The 16866-nt window shown below is 38.8% G+C and carries 15 protein-coding genes; 9 read left to right on the forward strand and 6 right to left on the reverse strand.

All coding sequences use genetic code 11. The features are described 5' to 3' along the window. Positions 1-39 precede the first annotated feature (39 nt). Both rnjA and IHV09_RS05035 read right to left on the reverse strand, forming a co-directional pair. A complete protein-coding gene (gene rnjA / locus IHV09_RS05030) occupies positions 40-1710 on the reverse strand; it encodes a ribonuclease J1 (RefSeq protein ID WP_197127598.1) in 1671 nt (556 codons plus the stop codon). A gap of 3 nt (positions 1711-1713) precedes the next feature. Next, the gene (locus tag IHV09_RS05035) at positions 1714-1923 is read right to left on the reverse strand and encodes a DNA-dependent RNA polymerase subunit epsilon (protein WP_197127599.1); all 210 of its coding nucleotides are present in this window, start codon (positions 1921-1923) and stop codon (positions 1714-1716) included. 380 nt (positions 1924-2303) lie between these two features. On the opposite strand from IHV09_RS05035, the gene IHV09_RS05040 reads away from it, so the two are divergent. After that, a complete protein-coding gene (locus IHV09_RS05040; RefSeq protein ID WP_197263782.1) occupies positions 2304-3215 on the forward strand; it encodes a DMT family transporter in 912 nt (303 codons plus the stop codon). Between the two features lie 77 nt (positions 3216-3292). Next, positions 3293-4726 carry a carbon starvation CstA family protein gene (locus tag IHV09_RS05045; protein ID WP_197191222.1) on the forward strand — a complete coding sequence of 478 codons (1434 nt, stop codon included), beginning with the start codon at positions 3293-3295 and terminating at the stop codon, positions 4724-4726. 96 nt (positions 4727-4822) lie between these two features. Here the strand turns inward: IHV09_RS05045 and def are convergent, their stop codons facing one another. Then, entirely contained in the window at positions 4823-5374 is a 552-nt protein-coding gene (def, locus tag IHV09_RS05050) for a peptide deformylase (RefSeq protein ID WP_197191221.1), read from the reverse strand. 541 nt (positions 5375-5915) lie between these two features. On the opposite strand from def, the gene pdhA reads away from it, so the two are divergent. From pdhA to lpdA, 4 genes are all read left to right on the forward strand, one after another. After that, positions 5916-6998 (forward strand): pyruvate dehydrogenase (acetyl-transferring) E1 component subunit alpha, encoded by a 1083-nt coding sequence (gene pdhA / locus IHV09_RS05055; protein WP_197127603.1) that lies wholly within the window; start codon positions 5916-5918, stop codon positions 6996-6998. Position 6999: 1 nt separating this feature from the next. Next, the gene (locus IHV09_RS05060; RefSeq protein WP_144701024.1) at positions 7000-7977 is read left to right on the forward strand and encodes an alpha-ketoacid dehydrogenase subunit beta; all 978 of its coding nucleotides are present in this window, start codon (positions 7000-7002) and stop codon (positions 7975-7977) included. A 107-nt stretch (positions 7978-8084) separates the two neighbouring features. Beyond that, on the forward strand, positions 8085-9416 hold the full coding sequence (locus IHV09_RS05065; protein ID WP_197263783.1) for a dihydrolipoamide acetyltransferase family protein: 1332 nt from the start codon (positions 8085-8087) through the stop codon (positions 9414-9416). 4 nt (positions 9417-9420) lie between these two features. After that, positions 9421-10833, forward strand: coding sequence for a dihydrolipoyl dehydrogenase (gene lpdA, locus IHV09_RS05070; protein ID WP_197127605.1), 1413 nt, complete (start codon positions 9421-9423; stop codon positions 10831-10833). 578 nt (positions 10834-11411) lie between these two features. Here the strand turns inward: lpdA and IHV09_RS05075 are convergent. Further along, entirely contained in the window at positions 11412-12905 is a 1494-nt protein-coding gene (locus tag IHV09_RS05075; RefSeq protein ID WP_197263784.1) for a glycine betaine uptake BCCT transporter, read from the reverse strand. Between the two features lie 134 nt (positions 12906-13039). Then, a complete protein-coding gene (locus IHV09_RS05080) occupies positions 13040-13468 on the reverse strand; it encodes a DUF1885 family protein (protein WP_197127607.1) in 429 nt (142 codons plus the stop codon). Between the two features lie 210 nt (positions 13469-13678). Here IHV09_RS05080 and IHV09_RS05085 point away from each other — a divergent pair, with 210 nt between their 5' ends. After that, positions 13679-13978 carry a DUF3055 domain-containing protein gene (locus tag IHV09_RS05085; RefSeq protein ID WP_197127608.1) on the forward strand — a complete coding sequence of 100 codons (300 nt, stop codon included), beginning with the start codon at positions 13679-13681 and terminating at the stop codon, positions 13976-13978. A 112-nt stretch (positions 13979-14090) separates the two neighbouring features. Beyond that, positions 14091-14213 (forward strand): GapA-binding peptide SR1P, encoded by a 123-nt coding sequence (locus IHV09_RS05090; protein ID WP_082861350.1) that lies wholly within the window; start codon positions 14091-14093, stop codon positions 14211-14213. Positions 14214-14256: 43 nt separating this feature from the next. Here IHV09_RS05090 and IHV09_RS05095 read toward each other — a convergent pair whose 3' ends face one another. Next, positions 14257-15732 carry an aminotransferase class I/II-fold pyridoxal phosphate-dependent enzyme gene (locus IHV09_RS05095; protein ID WP_191755264.1) on the reverse strand — a complete coding sequence of 492 codons (1476 nt, stop codon included), beginning with the start codon at positions 15730-15732 and terminating at the stop codon, positions 14257-14259. 124 nt (positions 15733-15856) lie between these two features. Here IHV09_RS05095 and IHV09_RS05100 point away from each other — a divergent pair, with 124 nt between their 5' ends. Next, positions 15857-16816: an NAD(P)H-dependent flavin oxidoreductase gene (locus tag IHV09_RS05100; RefSeq protein WP_197263785.1), complete on the forward strand. Its 960-nt coding sequence runs from the start codon at positions 15857-15859 to the stop codon at positions 16814-16816. The last annotated feature ends 50 nt before the right edge of the window (positions 16817-16866 follow it).

Here is a 16866-nt window from a genome sequence, read left to right on the forward strand (position 1 = left end):
ACCGTTACCCTTGAATAGGGAACGGTTTTTATTATGAAACTAAATTTCCATGATGATAGGTAGAATCATTGGACGTCTTTTTGTTTTTTCATATAAGAAAGGAGCCAACGTATCTGTGATTTCATTCTTGATCTCAGACCACTGTGTGGTTCTTTTTTCGTTCATGATCGTTTCTAAATGTTTGCTAAGAAGACTTTGAGCATCGTGAATCAAGTCTCCAGACTCACGCATATAAACAAAACCTCGTGAAATGATATCAGGTCCTGCTTCTATTTTAAACTCTTTCATGTCCATGCTTACGACAACGACTACAAGACCTTCTTCTGAGAGAATTTTTCGGTCTCGAAGTACGATGTTCCCGATATCACCAATTCCACTTCCATCTACATAGACGGAACCTGAAGGGATCTTACCAGCCACCATAGCCTCATTTTGTGAAAGAGCTAAAACTTCGCCATTATCCATTACAAATGAATTCTGAGATGGAACATCACAATCAGAAGCAAGCTTCGTGTGCATCTTAAGCATTCTATATTCACCATGAATCGGCATAAAGAATTTAGGCTTCATAAGACGTAACATAAGCTTTTGTTCTTGTTGTCCGCCATGACCGGAAGTATGGATATCGTTTAATGACCCATGAATCACTTCTGCACCTGCACGGAACAACTGGTTGATCGTTTTACTGACACTAAGAGCATTTCCTGGGATAGGTGAGGATGAGAAGACAACCGTGTCTCCAGGAATGATTTGTATCTGTCTATGAGTTCCGTTAGCAATTCTTGAGAGAGCAGCCATTGGTTCACCTTGGCTTCCTGTACATAGAATCGTAACTTGATTATCAGGCAAACGATTGATTTGATTTGCATCAACAAACGTATTCTTAGGCGCTTTAATAAATCCAAGCTCTTGTCCAACAGTTATCGCAGAATCCATACTACGTCCAAACACAGCAATTTTTCTATTGTTTGCAACAGAAGCTTCAACGACTTGCTGCAATCTATGAATGTTCGAAGCGAAGGTAGCGAAGATCACTCGGCCTTCCATTTTTCTGAAGATGTCTTGTATGCTTTCTCCGACACGTCTCTCAGAAAGAGTGAACCCAGGAACTTCACTGTTTGTTGAATCAGAAAGTAAGCAGAGTACACCTTCTTTTCCGATTTCAGCCATTTTTGTTAAGTTAGCAGGTTCACCAACAGGCGTGAAATCAAACTTAAAGTCACCTGTATGAACGATGTTACCAGGTGGTGTTTTCACTACCAATCCATATGAATCTGGAATACTGTGAGTCGTTCTGAAGAAACTTACAGATGTTTTACGGAATTTAATCACATCGTCCTCAGTGATTTCATGTAATTGTGCACGACGAAGCAAACCGTGTTCTTCTAGTTTGTTCTTGATCAGAGCAAGCGCGAGTTTACCACCATAGATAGGGATGTTCACTTGTCTTAAAAGATAAGGAATACCGCCAATATGATCTTCGTGTCCATGTGTGATAAATAGCCCTTTGATCTTTTCTTCGTTCTTAACAAGATACGTGTAATCTGGTATTACGTAATCAATTCCTAGGAGTTCATCTTCTGGAAATTTAATTCCTGCATCAATAAGGATGATCTCATCTTGAAACTGAACGGCATACGTATTTTTACCGATTTCTCCTAGACCGCCAAGTGCGAAAACAGCGGCTTGATGATTTTTTACAAATTTCATAAATTATACATTCTCCAATTCCAATGAATTCGTGTCTTTTTCATACTCAAGAAATTTACCGTTAATTTCTTGTATGTATTCAATGTTGTATTTGCGGTCAGCGAGTTTTTTACGTACGTCGTTGATCGTTTCTGCTTCTACATATACTGTTTGAGTGTGTTCACGAACAGGAACCTCTGTTAAGCTAGTTTGAAAAAATACTTTATAAATCATATTTCATGTCTCCTTACCGGTCTGTAGTTTTTGAGTTTCTTCGTCCTATTATAAAGGAAAGTGACATGTTTTTCATGTTTTTTCATAATGCTTCATTGGAAAACCACAAAAATATAAAAATAATAACTGTTAAGCTATAGGTATTATCCTTTATAATTACTTTAGTTAAGAGAGAAACTTAACCTAGTTAAGAATTAATTTCCCGTTATTATTTTGTTGTCTTACCCATTTCCTAAGTCTTTTTAATAAGCGCGTTCTCATCTTCATTTATTGCCCTCCATGCCAATTTTTATTACTAGTATGTGTATTTGAATCGATATTGCTAGAGGGAAATTGTTACAATTCTTCATTTGCGGTGTTTATATGAAAGGGGTGAACAAATGAAGTTATATTCAGCGCTTTTTGTTTTAAGTTTAATATGGGGAATGTCTTTCTTATTTATAAAAGTCCTGCTCGGTGTATTCGATCCTTGGCAAATTGTATTTATTCGCTGTTTGTTAGGAATAATGACGATCGTTCCGTTGTTCATGTTAAGCAGGCAGACAGTGAACTGGAAAACACTTCCCTTGAAGAAGTTACTTTTCGTAGGTTTCTTGAACGCTGGTCTTCCTTGGGGGCTTATTGCTTGGAGCGAAACCTTCCTAGATAGCGGGTACACCGCTATATTAAATGCTACTACACCGATTTGGACGTCAATAATGGGCGTATTCTTTTTTTCCATTACATTGCGGTGGAAACAATGGATTGGTGTAATAGTCGGTTTTGTTGGTATTCTATTGCTAATGGATGTTGATGCTCCTGGATTGACAAAGAGTCAGCTAGGTTTAGGGATTGTTTTAATGTTAATAGCTACGTGTTGTTATGGATACAGTTCACAGTACGCAAAAAAACATCTTCAAGAAACGACGGTTTGGATCACGGCCTCTTCTACACTTTTTGCAGGTATGCTTTTAAGTGCCATGATGATGTTATTCACGGATGGATGGCATTTACCTGAAGACTCCTTAAATTACTATTCTTTATTATCTATCGTCGGTCTTGGAGTCTTTGGTTCAGGTATTGCATACTTGCTTTATTATTATATGATATCTGCAGGTTCGGCAGAGTTTGCTACTCTTGTTACCTATTTAGTCCCAGTTTCAGCGGTTATATGGGGAAGCGTATTATTAGATGAAAAAATTCATCTCAGTGCATTTTGGGGCTTGCTGCTTATTTTTACCGGAGTCTATTTAACAGACAAGAGGGGAAAGAAAAAGAAACCTTTACACCTTCAACATGACAGAACAGCCTAAAAGCATTCAATTGAAAATTGAGTGTTTTTTTTATTTCGTGTAGAATGTAAGCGTATACAACGTGAGGAGGAATCTGGTTGATTACATTCTTAGTTTCAATCGTGTTATTGGTCGTAGGTTATTTTACGTATGGAAAGTACGTTGAAAAAGTGTTTGGAGTAAAACAGAAAAGAAAGACTCCTGCATATGCGCAAGAAGATGGTATCGATTACGTCCCGATGGGTACAAAAACGAATTCTCTGATCCAGTTATTGAACATTGCCGGGGTGGGTCCTATTTTTGGTCCCATTATGGGTGCGCTATACGGTCCGGTTGCATTTCTTTGGATTGTACTTGGTGCCATATTTGCTGGAGCTGTTCATGATTATTTGACTGGCATGATATCCATTCGTAATAGAGGGGCACATTTACCACAACTAGCTGGTAAATTTTTAGGGAATGCGATGAGACATGTTGTAAATGGCTTTACTCTTTTACTCTTGTTGTTAGTAGGGACTGTTTTTGTTAGTGCTCCAGCAGCATTGATTCATGATCTTACTGGAGACTGGTTAAGCATAAGTCTCATCATTGGTTTGATCTTTGTTTATTATATTCTAGCTACACTCTTACCGATCGATAAGATAATAGGTCGTGTCTATCCAATCTTTGGTGCATTGCTTGTTATAAGTGCTATTGGAATAGGTGGGGGTCTAGTAGTTACAGGGGCACCGATCCCTGAACTCTCATTTGAAAATATGCATCCAGATAATGTTCCTATATTTCCGCTCTTATTCTTGACGATTTCTTGCGGAGCACTTTCAGGATTTCATGCTACCCAATCTCCTATTATTTCTCGCACGACTAAAAATGAAAAAGAAGGTAGAAAAATTTTTTATGGCATGATGATTGCAGAAGCTGTAATCGCGATGATCTGGGCAGCGGCTGCAATGAGTTTATTTGATGGAAAATCGTTATCTGGAATTATTGCAGAAGGTGGACCAGCCGCAGTTGTCAGTGAAGTGTCAGTAACGATGCTAGGAGCAATCGGAGGGACGCTTGCGGTAATCGGTGTCATCATTTTACCGATTACTTCGGGAGATACCTCTTTCCGAAGTGCTAGAATGATACTAGCTGATTACTTTAACATTGGTCAAAAGAAATTATCTTCGAGGCTTTGGATTGCTATACCAATGTTTGTTATTTCTTTTCTATTAACTAAGATTGATTTTACATTATTATGGCGTTATTTTTCTTGGGCGAACCAATCAACGGCAATGCTAGCTCTTTGGGTAGGAGCTATGTATTTGAAAAGATCGAAAAAAAATCATTGGATCGCTACGCTGCCTGCAATTTTTATGACGATGGTGACTGTTACTTACATTTGTAATGCTCCAATAGGTCTTGGGCTGTCGAATGGAATATCCTACACGATTGCTACAATAACGACTGTATTTGTATCTATCTTATTCATTCGAAGTAAAACAAGCGATGAAGATGTAATGCTCGTTGATGATGATCGTGATGTAGCTTAATAAAATGTAGTAACTAATTCAGGTAGCAATTTATGCGTAAAAACAAAAAGCTCACTAAGTCGATCTTTCGACTTAGTGAGTTTTTTTAGTTAATCGTTATCTGATAACAACAGAATTTGCAGGAGGTTCAAATGGTTGTTTTTCATTGATTCGATCATAGAACATGATACCGTCTAAATGGTCAAGTTCATGTTGAAAGCAAATGCCAGGAAGCCCTTTTAACTTCAAGCTAACTTCTGAGCCGTCAGGTGTGAACCCTTTTACAGTAACCTTGGCATATCGAGGTACAAGTCCAGGCACATCTCTGTCTACAGACAAGCATCCTTCTCCTCCATCTAAATAAGTCATTTGAACCGAATGACTAATAATTTTCGGATTCAACAGTGCATAACTGTATAGATTTCCGTTTTCATCAGATACATGAAAAGCAAAAATTCGTTTTGAGATTCCGATTTGAGGTGCAGCAATCCCAATACCTGGTCTTAAATTGTATTTTGCCGCAAGTTCCGGATCTTGGCTGTTCTTTACAAATTCCAGGAGTTGATTAGCTGTTTTAATATCTTCATCTGAAAAAGGAAAAGGTACTTCGACTGCTTTTTCTCTAAGTGTTGGGTGACCTTCTCTTATAACATCTTTCATTGTTAACACAAGCAAAACCTCCGTGCCGATATACTTTTAAGTTAATTTAGTTTCCCCTTATCATAACATAGAGGATTTTTAATAAAAAAGAACGGGAATAAAATATTTTGCTTCATCTTCTATTTTACCCTTCGACTGTAAGCGTATCTATAAAAGCATACAATGACTGATACAGCAGTAAAATTATAATGAAACAGTTACGGGGATGAGAGTTGTAAACGTCATATGAACAAAGTAAAAAAGATGTGGCAACTATATGCAACCTATAGATTGACTGTGTATGAGCAGTGGTGTAAACTAATTTACGTGAAAAGGATTGTTGTGTTACTCTAGATATGTAAATTAGTAATACAGTTAGGATGCCGCAAGATGGTTTAGCTCTTTGATACAAGGGAAAACTTCAGTGGGTATACAAAGGCATACCTAAAAGCCTTTTAAAAATATAAACCTGTCTTAAAAATGTTTCACTTTGGGCAACCTATTAAATATGTGCATGTTTTTAAGATTAGGGAAAATTGACAGGGTAAAAGAAAGGAAGAGGTGACTTTTCATGACGAAAACAATTGATGCAGTTCAAGATCAATTTGAAACGTTCCAGATTCTTTCTGAAGATGGAGAAGTTGTTAACGAATCGGCAATGCCGAATTTGTCTGATGAAGATCTGCAAGAACTAATGCGCCGCATGGTTTACACACGAATTTGGGATCAGCGTGCTATCTCTCTAAACAGACAAGGGCGTCTTGGATTCTATGCTCCAGTAGCAGGACAAGAAGCTTCCATGCTTGGAACTCACTATGCTTTAGATAAAGAAGACTGGATTCTTCCAGGATACCGTGATATCCCTCAAATGGTTTTCCACGGCTTCCCATTAACACAAGCATTCTTATGGTCTCGCGGACACTTCCAAGGTGGACAGATTCCTGAAGGTGTAAACGTATTGATGCCTCAAATCATCATCGGAGCTCAAATTATTCAAGCTGCTGGTGTTGGTTTCGGACTTAAGAAACAAGGTAAAAAGAACGTATGTATCACTTACACTGGTGACGGTGGAGCATCACAAGGTGACTTCTACGAAGGTTTAAACTTTGCAGGAGCATACCGTGCTAACACGATCTTCGTTGTTCAAAACAACCGTTTTGCAATCTCTGTTCCAGTTGAAAAGCAATCTGCAGCAAAAACGATCGCTCAAAAAGCAGTTGCAGCTGGTATTGAAGGAATTCAAGTTGATGGAATGGATGTTCTTGCAGTTTATGCAGCGACTCAACAAGCTCGTGAACGTGCCATTTCTGGTGAAGGTCCTACATTAATTGAAACTCTTACTTATCGTTACGGACCACATACGATGGCAGGAGATGATCCTACTCGTTACCGTACAAAAGATCTTGATAACGAATGGGAAAAGAAAGATCCACTTGTTCGTTTCCGTAAGTTCTTGGAAAAGAAGAACCTTTGGTCTGAAGAGCAAGAAAACAAAGTTGTAGAAGAAGCAAAAGAAGATATTAAAGCTGCGATCAAGAAAGCAGACGGAGCGCCTAAGCAAAAGGTCACTGACCTTATCGGCTTCATGTTTGAAGACCTTCCGTTCAACCTTCGTGAGCAGTTAGAAGAATACACAGCAAAGGAGTCGAAATAATATGGCTCAAATGACTATGATTCAAGCAATTACAGACGCTATGCGCAATGAATTAAAAAGCAATGAACAAGTTCTTGTTTTCGGTGAAGACGTAGGCCAAAACGGTGGAGTATTCCGTGCTACTGAAGGACTTCAAAAAGAATTTGGAGAAGATCGCGTTTTTGATACTCCGCTAGCTGAGTCTGGAATTGGGGGACTTGCAATAGGTCTAGGGCTTACAGGTTTCCGTCCAGTAATGGAGATTCAGTTCTTCGGTTTCGTATTTGAAGTATTTGATTCAGTTGCTGCACAAATGGGTCGTATGAGATACCGTTCAGGCGGGGTTTACACTTCTCCAGTAACGATCCGTTCACCATTTGGTGGAGGCGTTAAAACACCTGAGCTTCATGCAGACAGCCTTGAAGGTTTAATGTACCAAACTCCTGGTATCAAAGTTGTTATTCCTTCAACTCCTTATGACGCAAAAGGTCTATTAATCTCTGCAATTCGTGATAATGACCCAGTAGTTTATCTAGAGCATATGAAACTATACCGTTCTTTCCGTGGCGAAGTGCCTGAGGAAGAATACACGATCGAACTTGGAAAAGCAGATGTGAAACGTGAAGGTAAGGATGTTTCTATTATTACTTACGGTGCTATGGTTCACGCATCACTAAAAGCTGCTGAAGAATTAGAAAAAGAAGGCATCTCTGCTGAAGTGATCGACCTTCGTACAATCAGCCCGCTTGATATCGAAACGATCATGGCGTCTGTTGAAAAAACAGGTCGAGCGATTGTTGTACAAGAAGCACAAAAACAAGCTGGTATTGGAGCGTTCGTTGTAGCTGAAATCAACGACCGTGCAATCCTTCACTTAGAAGCACCTGTACTGCGTGTTACTGCACCAGACACAGTGTTCCCATATGCTTCTGCAGAAGATGTTTGGATTCCAGATCATCGTGATATTGTAGACAAAGCAAAGAAAGTCTACAATTTCTAAAAAAAAAATGAAGGTTAGCTGAAAGAGACGTCTGTACTAGACTGTTTCTTTCAGCTCTTTCACATCAGTGACGAAAAAAGATTGTTATTAACTAGGAGGCGTTAATCGTGGCATTTGAATTTAAGCTTCCCGATATTGGAGAAGGAATTCACGAAGGTGAGATCGTAAAGTGGTTTGTAAAAGCAGGGGATGAAGTTAAAGAAGACGATATCCTGCTTGAAGTACAAAACGATAAAGCTGTAGTTGAAATTCCATCACCTGTAGACGGTAAAATTCTTGAACTAAAAGTAGACGAAGGAACAGTATCTGTTGTTGGTGATGTTCTAGTAACAATTGAAGCAGAAGGTGAAATTCCTGCTGATGCTCATGGTGGTGGCGAGGAAGCTCCAGAACAACCTAAAGCTGAAGAAGAAAAGAACGTAACTGCTGATCAAGCTAAAGAAGCTGACAAATCAGAATCTAAAACAGATAAAACTGAAGATACAGCTAAAGAAGAACCAGCAGACGAATCTAAGCGTGTAATCGCAATGCCTTCTGTTCGTAAATATGCGCGTGAAAAAGAAGTTGATATTCGTAAAGTACAAGGTTCTGGAGATAACGGACGTGTACTTAAAGAAGACATCGACAAATTCGTAAGCGGCGGCGGAGCAGCTGAAGCAGCACCACAAGCTACTGAAACCGAAGCAGCTCCAAAAGCTGAAGCGAAGAAAGAAGCGCCTAAAGCAATTCCTGCTGGAGAAATGGAAACTCGTGAAAAGATCAAAGGTATTAGAAAAGCGATCTCAAAAGCGATGGTTAACTCCAAACATACAGCTCCGCATGTTACACTAATGGATGAAGTGGACGTTACTGATCTTGTTGCACACCGTAAGAAATTTAAGCAAGTTGCTGCAGATAAAGGCATTAAGCTTACTTATCTTCCATACGTGGTAAAAGCATTAACTTCTGCATTGCGTGAATACCCTGTGCTTAATGCATCTATCGACGATGCGAACGAAGAAATCGTATACAAGCACTATTACAACATCGGTATTGCGGCAGATACAGATAACGGACTAATGGTACCAGTTGTTAAAGATGCTGATCGTAAATCCATCTTCAAAATCTCTTCTGAAATCAATGAACTAGCTACTAAAGCACGTGATGGTAAGCTTTCTGGTGAAGAGATGAAGGGCGGATCTTGTACGATTACAAATATCGGTTCTGCAGGCGGTCAATGGTTCACTCCAGTAATCAACCACCCAGAAGTAGCGATCTTAGGTATCGGCCGTATTGCTGAAAAAGCAGTTGTTAAAGACGGAGAAGTAGTAGTAGCTCCTGTTTTAGCTTTATCTCTTAGCTTTGACCACCGTCTGATCGATGGTGCAACAGCTCAAAATGCATTGAATCACATTAAGCGTTTATTGAACGATCCACAACTATTAGTAATGGAGGCGTAATTCGATGGTAGTAGGAGATTTTCCAATTGAGTTAGACACACTTGTCATAGGTTCAGGTCCTGGGGGATATGTTGCAGCAATTCGTGCAGCACAGTTAGGACAAAAAGTGGCTATTGCGGAAAAGGCAGAAATGGGCGGCGTTTGTTTGAACGTTGGTTGTATTCCATCAAAAGCTTTAATTAATGCAGGTCACCGTGTAGAACATGCTAATCACTCTGAAGATATGGGGATTACTGTTGATAACGTAACAGTTGATTTCAGCAAAGTTCAAGACTGGAAAGCAGGCATCGTTAAGAAGCTTACTGGCGGGGTTGAAGGACTTTTAAAAGGAAATAAAGTTGAGATCATTCGTGGTGAAGCTTATTTCGTAAATGAAAACACTGTACGTATTATGGATGAGAAGAACTCTCAAACCTATACGTTTAAAAATGCGATCATCGCTACGGGTTCACGTCCTATTGAAATCCCAGGATTCAAATGGAGTGACCGTATTATCTCTTCTACAGGAGCTCTTGCTCTTAAAGAAATTCCTAAGAAGATGGTTGTTATCGGTGGTGGTTATATCGGTATGGAGCTTGGAACAGCTTATGCTAACTTCGGTACTGAAGTAACAATCCTTGAAGGTGGAAAACAAATCCTTCCAGGTTTCGAAAAGCAAATGAGTCAAGTCGTTTCTAAACGCTTAAAGAAAAAAGGCAATGTGGAAGTATTTACTGAAGCAATGGCAAAAGGCGTTGAAGAAACAAAAGACGGAGTTACTGTAACTGCTGAGATCAAAGGTGAATCTAAGACATTTGAAGCTGACTATGTTCTTGTTACTGTTGGACGTCGTCCAAACACTGAAGAACTAGGTCTTGAGCAAGTTGGTGTTGAAATGACTGAACGCGGTCTTATCAAAATCAATAAGAAAGCTCAAACAAGTGTTAACGGCATCTATGCAATCGGTGATGTCGTAGAAGGTCCAGCTCTTGCTCATAAGGCTTCTTATGAAGGTAAAGTAGCAGCGGAAGTGATTTCAGGACATGCGGCAGAAATTGATTACTTAGCGATTCCGGCTGTAGTATTCACAGACCCAGAACTAGCTTCTGTTGGTTATGATGAAAAATCAGCAAAAGAAGCAGGATATGAAGTGAAAGCTTCTAAATTCCCGTTTGCAGCAAATGGTCGTGCTCTATCTATGAACGAGACAGATGGTTTCATGAAACTAATCACTCGTAAAGAAGATGGACTTGTACTAGGAGCTCAAATTGCTGGTGGAAATGCATCTGACATGATCGCAGAATTAGGATTAGCAATCGAAGCAGGTATGACTGCTGAAGACATCGCTATGACTATTCACGCTCATCCGACTTTCGGAGAAATTTCTATGGAAGCAGCTGAAGTTGCGATTGGACTTCCTGTACACATTGTAAAATAAATAAGTGAAAACCCCTTGTGACTGTTTTTACAGCTCACAAGGGGTTTTTTTCTGTTCAATCATATATAAGTAAACGCATCATAATCTTTATTTAGAAGCACTTGTCTAAACAGATAAATGTAGACAGTGGTTTTTTCTAATTTGATTAAGCCCTATCAAAATAATTCATATCGTTAAAATGGAGGAAGCGATGAGAGTTTTATTATGCACTTTCATTCAGATTGTAATGTGGTGCGGTTATTCAATCGTACTGTTTCTCTCACATCATGACCATAATTTTTTTGAAACAATATTAATGTTGATGTTTGGGTATTTTAATTTTCTGGTAGCACAGCGTTTAAACATAAACAAATCAGTAGCTTTAAACATGACGATATCGTTAACTCTTATTTATGTTACCGGTAAAATGATGATTGGATAGCTCATAGATGCTTCCTAAGCATGCTGAATATAGCGCAATGTGGCTAGAGACTCCTATGGCAGAAAGCACCAGGAAGCTCACCTTAGGCCGCATGGATAGCGAGTTAGTGTGAGCTTAAATTATACTTTCAGAGCAACATTGAATATCATAAAACAGCTTATTTTAATTTTGTCTCTTCAGAAAGTGCCTTTTTAAGAGAGATCATCATAAAGATCAGTACGAATGCAAACGGGAAAGCTGCTATAATCGATGCAGTTTGCAATCCTTCTAATCCGCCGGTGTACAATAGTATCGATGAAGCTGCTGCGATAACGATACCCCAAATGAATTTAGTCATAGAAGTAGGATTCAATCGACCGTCACTTGTTTGCATACCTAGAACGAACGTAGCAGAATCAGCAGATGTAATGAAGAACGTACTGATTAAGAAAATGGCTAATAAGGACATGATCGTTCCGAACGGAAGATGTTCAAAGAGTGCGAAAAGAGCGACCTCTGTACCTTTGTCCGCAATGATCTTGTTTAGACCGACATTATTAAAAATTTCTAGATGCAAGGCTGCTCCGCCGAAAATAGAAAACCAAAGTGCACCAAAAACAGTCGGGACAAGCAATACACCCATGATAAATTCACGAATTGTTCTACCTTTTGAAACACGAGCGATAAATGTACCAACGAATGGTGCCCATGCGATCCACCAAGCCCAATAAAAGACTGTCCAACCTTGAATCCAGCCTGCTTCACTAGGTCTGAAAGGACTTAGTTTTAAACTCATGCTTGGAAGGTATTGCAGGTAGTTCCCAAGAGATTGTACGAAAACATCCATGATGAAGTTTGTTGATGACGCAAAAAGCAAGAACGCCATTAACAGAACAGCTATAAAAATGTTCAGGTTACTTAAGTATTTAATCCCTTTGTTTAATCCTGTTTGAGCAGAAAGTGTAAATAAGACAGTCACAATGCCGATGATGATCAATTGTGTCGTAAAGTTATTTGCAATGTTCGTTAAATAAGATACTCCACCGCTTATTTGGACAGCTCCAAGACCTAACGAAGTTGCTACTCCAAAAATCGTTGCAAATACGGCGATTATATCAATCGTTTTACCAATTGGTCCATGAACTTTGTCACCTAATAAAGGAGTAAAGATTGCACTGATTAATCCAGGTGCACCTTTTCTAAATTTAAAATAAGCAAGTGACAACCCGATTAACGTGTATATTCCCCAAGGGTGCAATCCCCAATGAAAGAAGCTATATCGAAGCGCAGCTTGAGCAGAGGCGGCATTTCCTCCTTCGCCTGATGGTGGAGTATAAAAATGGCTGATTGGCTCAGCTACACCCCAAAAGACAAGCCCTATACCCATACCAGCACTAAACAGCATAGCAAACCACGTGATAGTAGAGTATTCAGGTTTATCATCTGGTTCTCCAAGTTTAATTTTTCCGTACTTACTAAAAGCTAGATAAAGTACAAAAATCAAAAAGCTTGTAGCAGAAAGTAGATAGAACCAGCCGAATTTCTCTTGTAAGAAATTTTGAATGACGGTAGCCTTAGCTTGGAATTCGGTAGGAAATAAACTTCCTATGATAACAAAAACGACAGAAATTATTAGTGAAACGATAAAAACAGTATTTGGTTGTTTTTTCATTTCTTCACATCCTTTCATGATATGTATCCATTTTATTTTTCCCTAAGGGCCCGAAAGTTTACATTGTAGTAAAAATAAAATAGGAAGTCCAATCATATGATTGGGCTTCCTATAGAAAATCACCTATACTTTCCTTATTTTTTGGGGTAATAATACATTACTCTGCCATTAAAAAGGTGAAGTTCGCCTTTTAGTTTTGAAGCGATAAACTTACAGAACTCATTGGCCTTACCTTTGTCACCGTGAGTTGAAATATCGGTTAGGGTAAATTGTATGTAATGTTTTTCAAGATCTGAGTCACTTTCTTTTTCTGTTCCGATACCAACTAAAATATATTTATTTTTCCTTTGATCTAAACCTTTTAAATAAAACCATCGCCCGTCAGCTTCTGCTTTTTCCTCGATCGTATACGGAAACGCTGCATCTTCATAGCCCCATGATAATTGTTCACCTGTTTTAGTCGTGATGGAACGATAATACAGCAGAAGGTCTTTCAGTTCATCTATTGTGATCACTTGTTTTTCAGATGCGGGAACAAGTTTTACATAGGCGCTTTGAGACATGTAATCCACTCCAATTTGTAATTTTTAACGTCATCCAAACATACTAATAGTATATCATATTTTAAGAAGATTTTGACAAATCGAGTTTGAATCTTCTGAAATTAGGGAATTACTCTTACATTCAATGACACTCTTATTAGTATAACTTATTTAATTCCAGTAATAGACGACCCGATCGATGAAAGAGGCAATCATACGAGGAGGGGTAATATGGAATGGTTTGAGAAATTGTATGACGAGAGTGAATCCGTTAATGTCAGGTTTGTAGGTTTTACTACAGATACTGTCAGGTATGATTTTGGTATTGTTTATACGAATATGTTCTTCGGTAAACCATTAGTAGTATGTATGCAAACGGGAAGATCGGCTTTATTGGACTCGAACGATATGCGGAATTTGGAATACATCAAACAGGTTTTTCATATTAAAACCCTTAAAGAAGCGGAAGATCTAGCACTATTTTTTGAAGAGGCTGTTCCTAATATCCATACCATTGAGCAATATGATTAAATAGCATATTTTTTTAATGTGTTATACTAAATGTGTTGACAAAGTTAATGTGACATAATAATATAAGATTACAAACGTAAGCGCTTTCAAAATGTGAAGGGAGATGGAACGGATGGGAGTAATCATTTGCCAAACGTGTGAAACAACAATTGAACATTTTGAAGAGGAAAAAGTGACCACATTATATTCAAACACATGCCCGCATTGCCACGAGCAAACGAACTTAGATAAGTAAGAAAAAAAGAAGACCTCTTAAGGTCTTCTTTTTTTTGAGAAAATCAGCGTATGGCAACTTGTTCTTGAATAACCTTCAAGTACTTTAAATCTGCATTTTCTGGACCTTGAACGGGTAGACCGGCTTCAAGGTTTTCTTTAATATAATCTAAGTTTTCTTTTGTGATGATTTCACCAGGAATGAAAATCGGTATTCCAGGGGGATAGACCATTACGAACTCTGCTATAATCCTGCCGGCAGATTCTTCAAACGGAACACTCTCTGTATTTGCGTAAAATGCATCACGTGGTGATAATGCAAGCACAGGAATATCTGGAACGTGTACAGGTATTGATTTGATCTCCTCATTCTTTGAATGGCTTAACTCATCAGAAAGTTGAGATAACGCTTGAACGAGTACCATTGTATCTTTTTCATGATCTGCCGTTGTAATCAAACAAAGGATGTTGTAGAGATCAGATAATTCCACTTCAATATTAAAGTTTTGACGAAGCCAAGTTTCCGCGTCATATCCTGTAATGCCTAAGTCTTTTACTGATATTAAAAGCTTTGATGGATCATAATCAAAAGTTGCAGATGTGCCAAGCTTTTCTTCACCTACACAGTATAGGTTAGGGATATCATTGATCTTTGCTCTCGTTTCATTAGCAAGTCGAATTGTTTTTTCAATTAGTGTATACCCTTCAGTGGCAAGACGGCGACGAGCCGCATCCAAAGAGGCAAGAAGGATATAGGATGTAGATGTCGTAGTCATCATACTTAGAATGGTTTGCACGCGTTCAGGTGAAACAAGACCTTCCCTCACGTTTAAAATGGAGCTTCCTGTCAATGACCCGCCCAGTTTATGAACGCTCGTTGCTGCCATGTCTGCTCCAGCTTGCATGGCAGATAGTGGCATGTGATCATGAAAGTGGATCAAAACACCGTGTGCTTCATCTACAAGTACAGGTACGTCAAATCGATGAGCAATATCGACGATTCCTTTTAAGTCAGCAGCGAAACCAAAATAAGTTGGGTTGATAACAAGCACAGCTTTTGTGTCTGGATGCTGATTTAAAGCCTTTTCTACACTGTCTGGTGTTATTCCGTGTGAGATCCCTAGTTCAGGATCGATCTCAGGGTGGATAAAGATTGGAGTTGCGCCTGAGAATACGATTGCTGTCATAATCGATTTATGAACGTTTCGTGGTACAAGAATCTTATCTCCTGGTGACACAACAGACATGATCATCGTCATGATGGCACCGCTTGTTCCTTGTACAGAAAAGAAAGTGTGATCCGCACCAAATGCTTGTGCAGCAAGTGCTTGTGCTTTTTTAATCATTCCTTTTGGATGATGCAGGTCATCTAGTGGTGTAATGTTAATAAGGTCGATTGATAATGCGTTCGGTCCAATAAAATCTTTAAATTCTTCATCCATTCCTTGCCCTTTTTTGTGACCAGGAATGTGAAACTGTAATGGGTTCTTGTTTGCATGTTCACGCAAACCAGTAAATAAAGGAGTTTCGTGTTGAGACAATGTATTCTACACCTCATCTATCGTTAACTGATAATAAATTTTATCTTTTTATAAAACAAAAGAAGTATAACAGAAAATGCATGAAGATGTAAGTAAATGATTTAATTTTCAAGGAGGAAATGAGTTGAACACTAGACTAACAGAACTATTACAAATTAAGTTTCCAATTATTCAAGGAGGGCTCGCATATCTGGCATATTCTGAACTTGCTTCAGCCGTTTCTAACGCGGGTGGTTTAGGTCAGATTACAGCTATGTCATTAGCAGATTCAAAGTCATTAAAGTCTGAAATTCAGAAGACAAAAAAATTAACCTCAAACCCTTTTGGAGTTAATTTTGCAATCGGACAGCATGGTAGGCCATATGAAGACATGCTTGAGACTGCAATTGAAGAAGGTGTAAAGGTAATCAGTGTAACGGGAGGCAATCCAGCACCAGTATTAGAGCGACTAAGAGATACAGGTATTCAAACATTAGTCCTTGTATCAAGTGTCAGACAAGCTATAAAAGCAGAACAATTAGGCGCGGATGCTGTAATGGCGGTAGGTCAAGAAGGCGGTGGCCATATCGGAAAGGATGACACGGGTACAATTGTGTTAATTCCTGGAGTAGTTGAAAATGTTTCGATCCCAGTAATCGCCTCTGGAGGAATCGGGGATGGAAAAGGACTGATGGCAGCGCTGGCTCTAGGAGCGGAAGGTGTTGAGATGGGTACAAGATTTATAGCTACAAAAGAATGTGTTCATGCACATTCATCATATAAAAAACTTGTAGTTGAAAGTTCAGAACTAGATACGGTGGTTATTAAAAGAACGCTAGGGGCCCCCGGCAGAACGCTCAGAACAGATTTCACACTCAACATTTTAAAAGAAGAAGGTATGGGTGGAACGTATGATCAAATAAAGGATTACATTAGTGGTGCGGCCAATCAAAAATTTATTTATGAAGGAAAAAGTGGAGAAGGCTTTGGGTGGGCTGGACAAATTATCGGAAGGATTAAAGATATACCTTCAGTAGAAGAATTATTCAATAGGATGAATACGGAAGCTGAAGCCATTAAACAAAGATTAAACAACCTATTCTAACACTTTTCTAACAATGATGATACTTACCCATACATTTCTGTTGTACGGCA

This window comes from Fictibacillus sp. 23RED33, from assembly GCF_015903925.1.
Taxonomy (GTDB): domain Bacteria; phylum Bacillota; class Bacilli; order Bacillales; family Fictibacillaceae; genus Fictibacillus; species Fictibacillus phosphorivorans.

What these genes read in the sequence shown, in the direction of transcription:
- rnjA (WP_197127598.1), bottom strand. Translation starts at nt 1,710, where the DNA reads ATGAAATTTGTAAAAAATCATCAAGCCGCTGTTTTCGCACTTGGCGGT.
- IHV09_RS05035 (WP_197127599.1), bottom strand. Translation starts at nt 1,923, where the DNA reads ATGATTTATAAAGTATTTTTTCAAACTAGCTTAACAGAGGTTCCTGTT.
- IHV09_RS05040 (WP_197263782.1), top strand. Translation starts at nt 2,304, where the DNA reads ATGAAGTTATATTCAGCGCTTTTTGTTTTAAGTTTAATATGGGGAATG.
- pdhA (WP_197127603.1), top strand. Translation starts at nt 5,916, where the DNA reads ATGACGAAAACAATTGATGCAGTTCAAGATCAATTTGAAACGTTCCAG.
- IHV09_RS05060 (WP_144701024.1), top strand. Translation starts at nt 7,000, where the DNA reads ATGGCTCAAATGACTATGATTCAAGCAATTACAGACGCTATGCGCAAT.
- lpdA (WP_197127605.1), top strand. Translation starts at nt 9,421, where the DNA reads ATGGTAGTAGGAGATTTTCCAATTGAGTTAGACACACTTGTCATAGGT.
- IHV09_RS05075 (WP_197263784.1), bottom strand. Translation starts at nt 12,905, where the DNA reads ATGAAAAAACAACCAAATACTGTTTTTATCGTTTCACTAATAATTTCT.
- IHV09_RS05080 (WP_197127607.1), bottom strand. Translation starts at nt 13,468, where the DNA reads ATGTCTCAAAGCGCCTATGTAAAACTTGTTCCCGCATCTGAAAAACAA.
- IHV09_RS05085 (WP_197127608.1), top strand. Translation starts at nt 13,679, where the DNA reads ATGGAATGGTTTGAGAAATTGTATGACGAGAGTGAATCCGTTAATGTC.
- IHV09_RS05090 (WP_082861350.1), top strand. Translation starts at nt 14,091, where the DNA reads ATGGGAGTAATCATTTGCCAAACGTGTGAAACAACAATTGAACATTTT.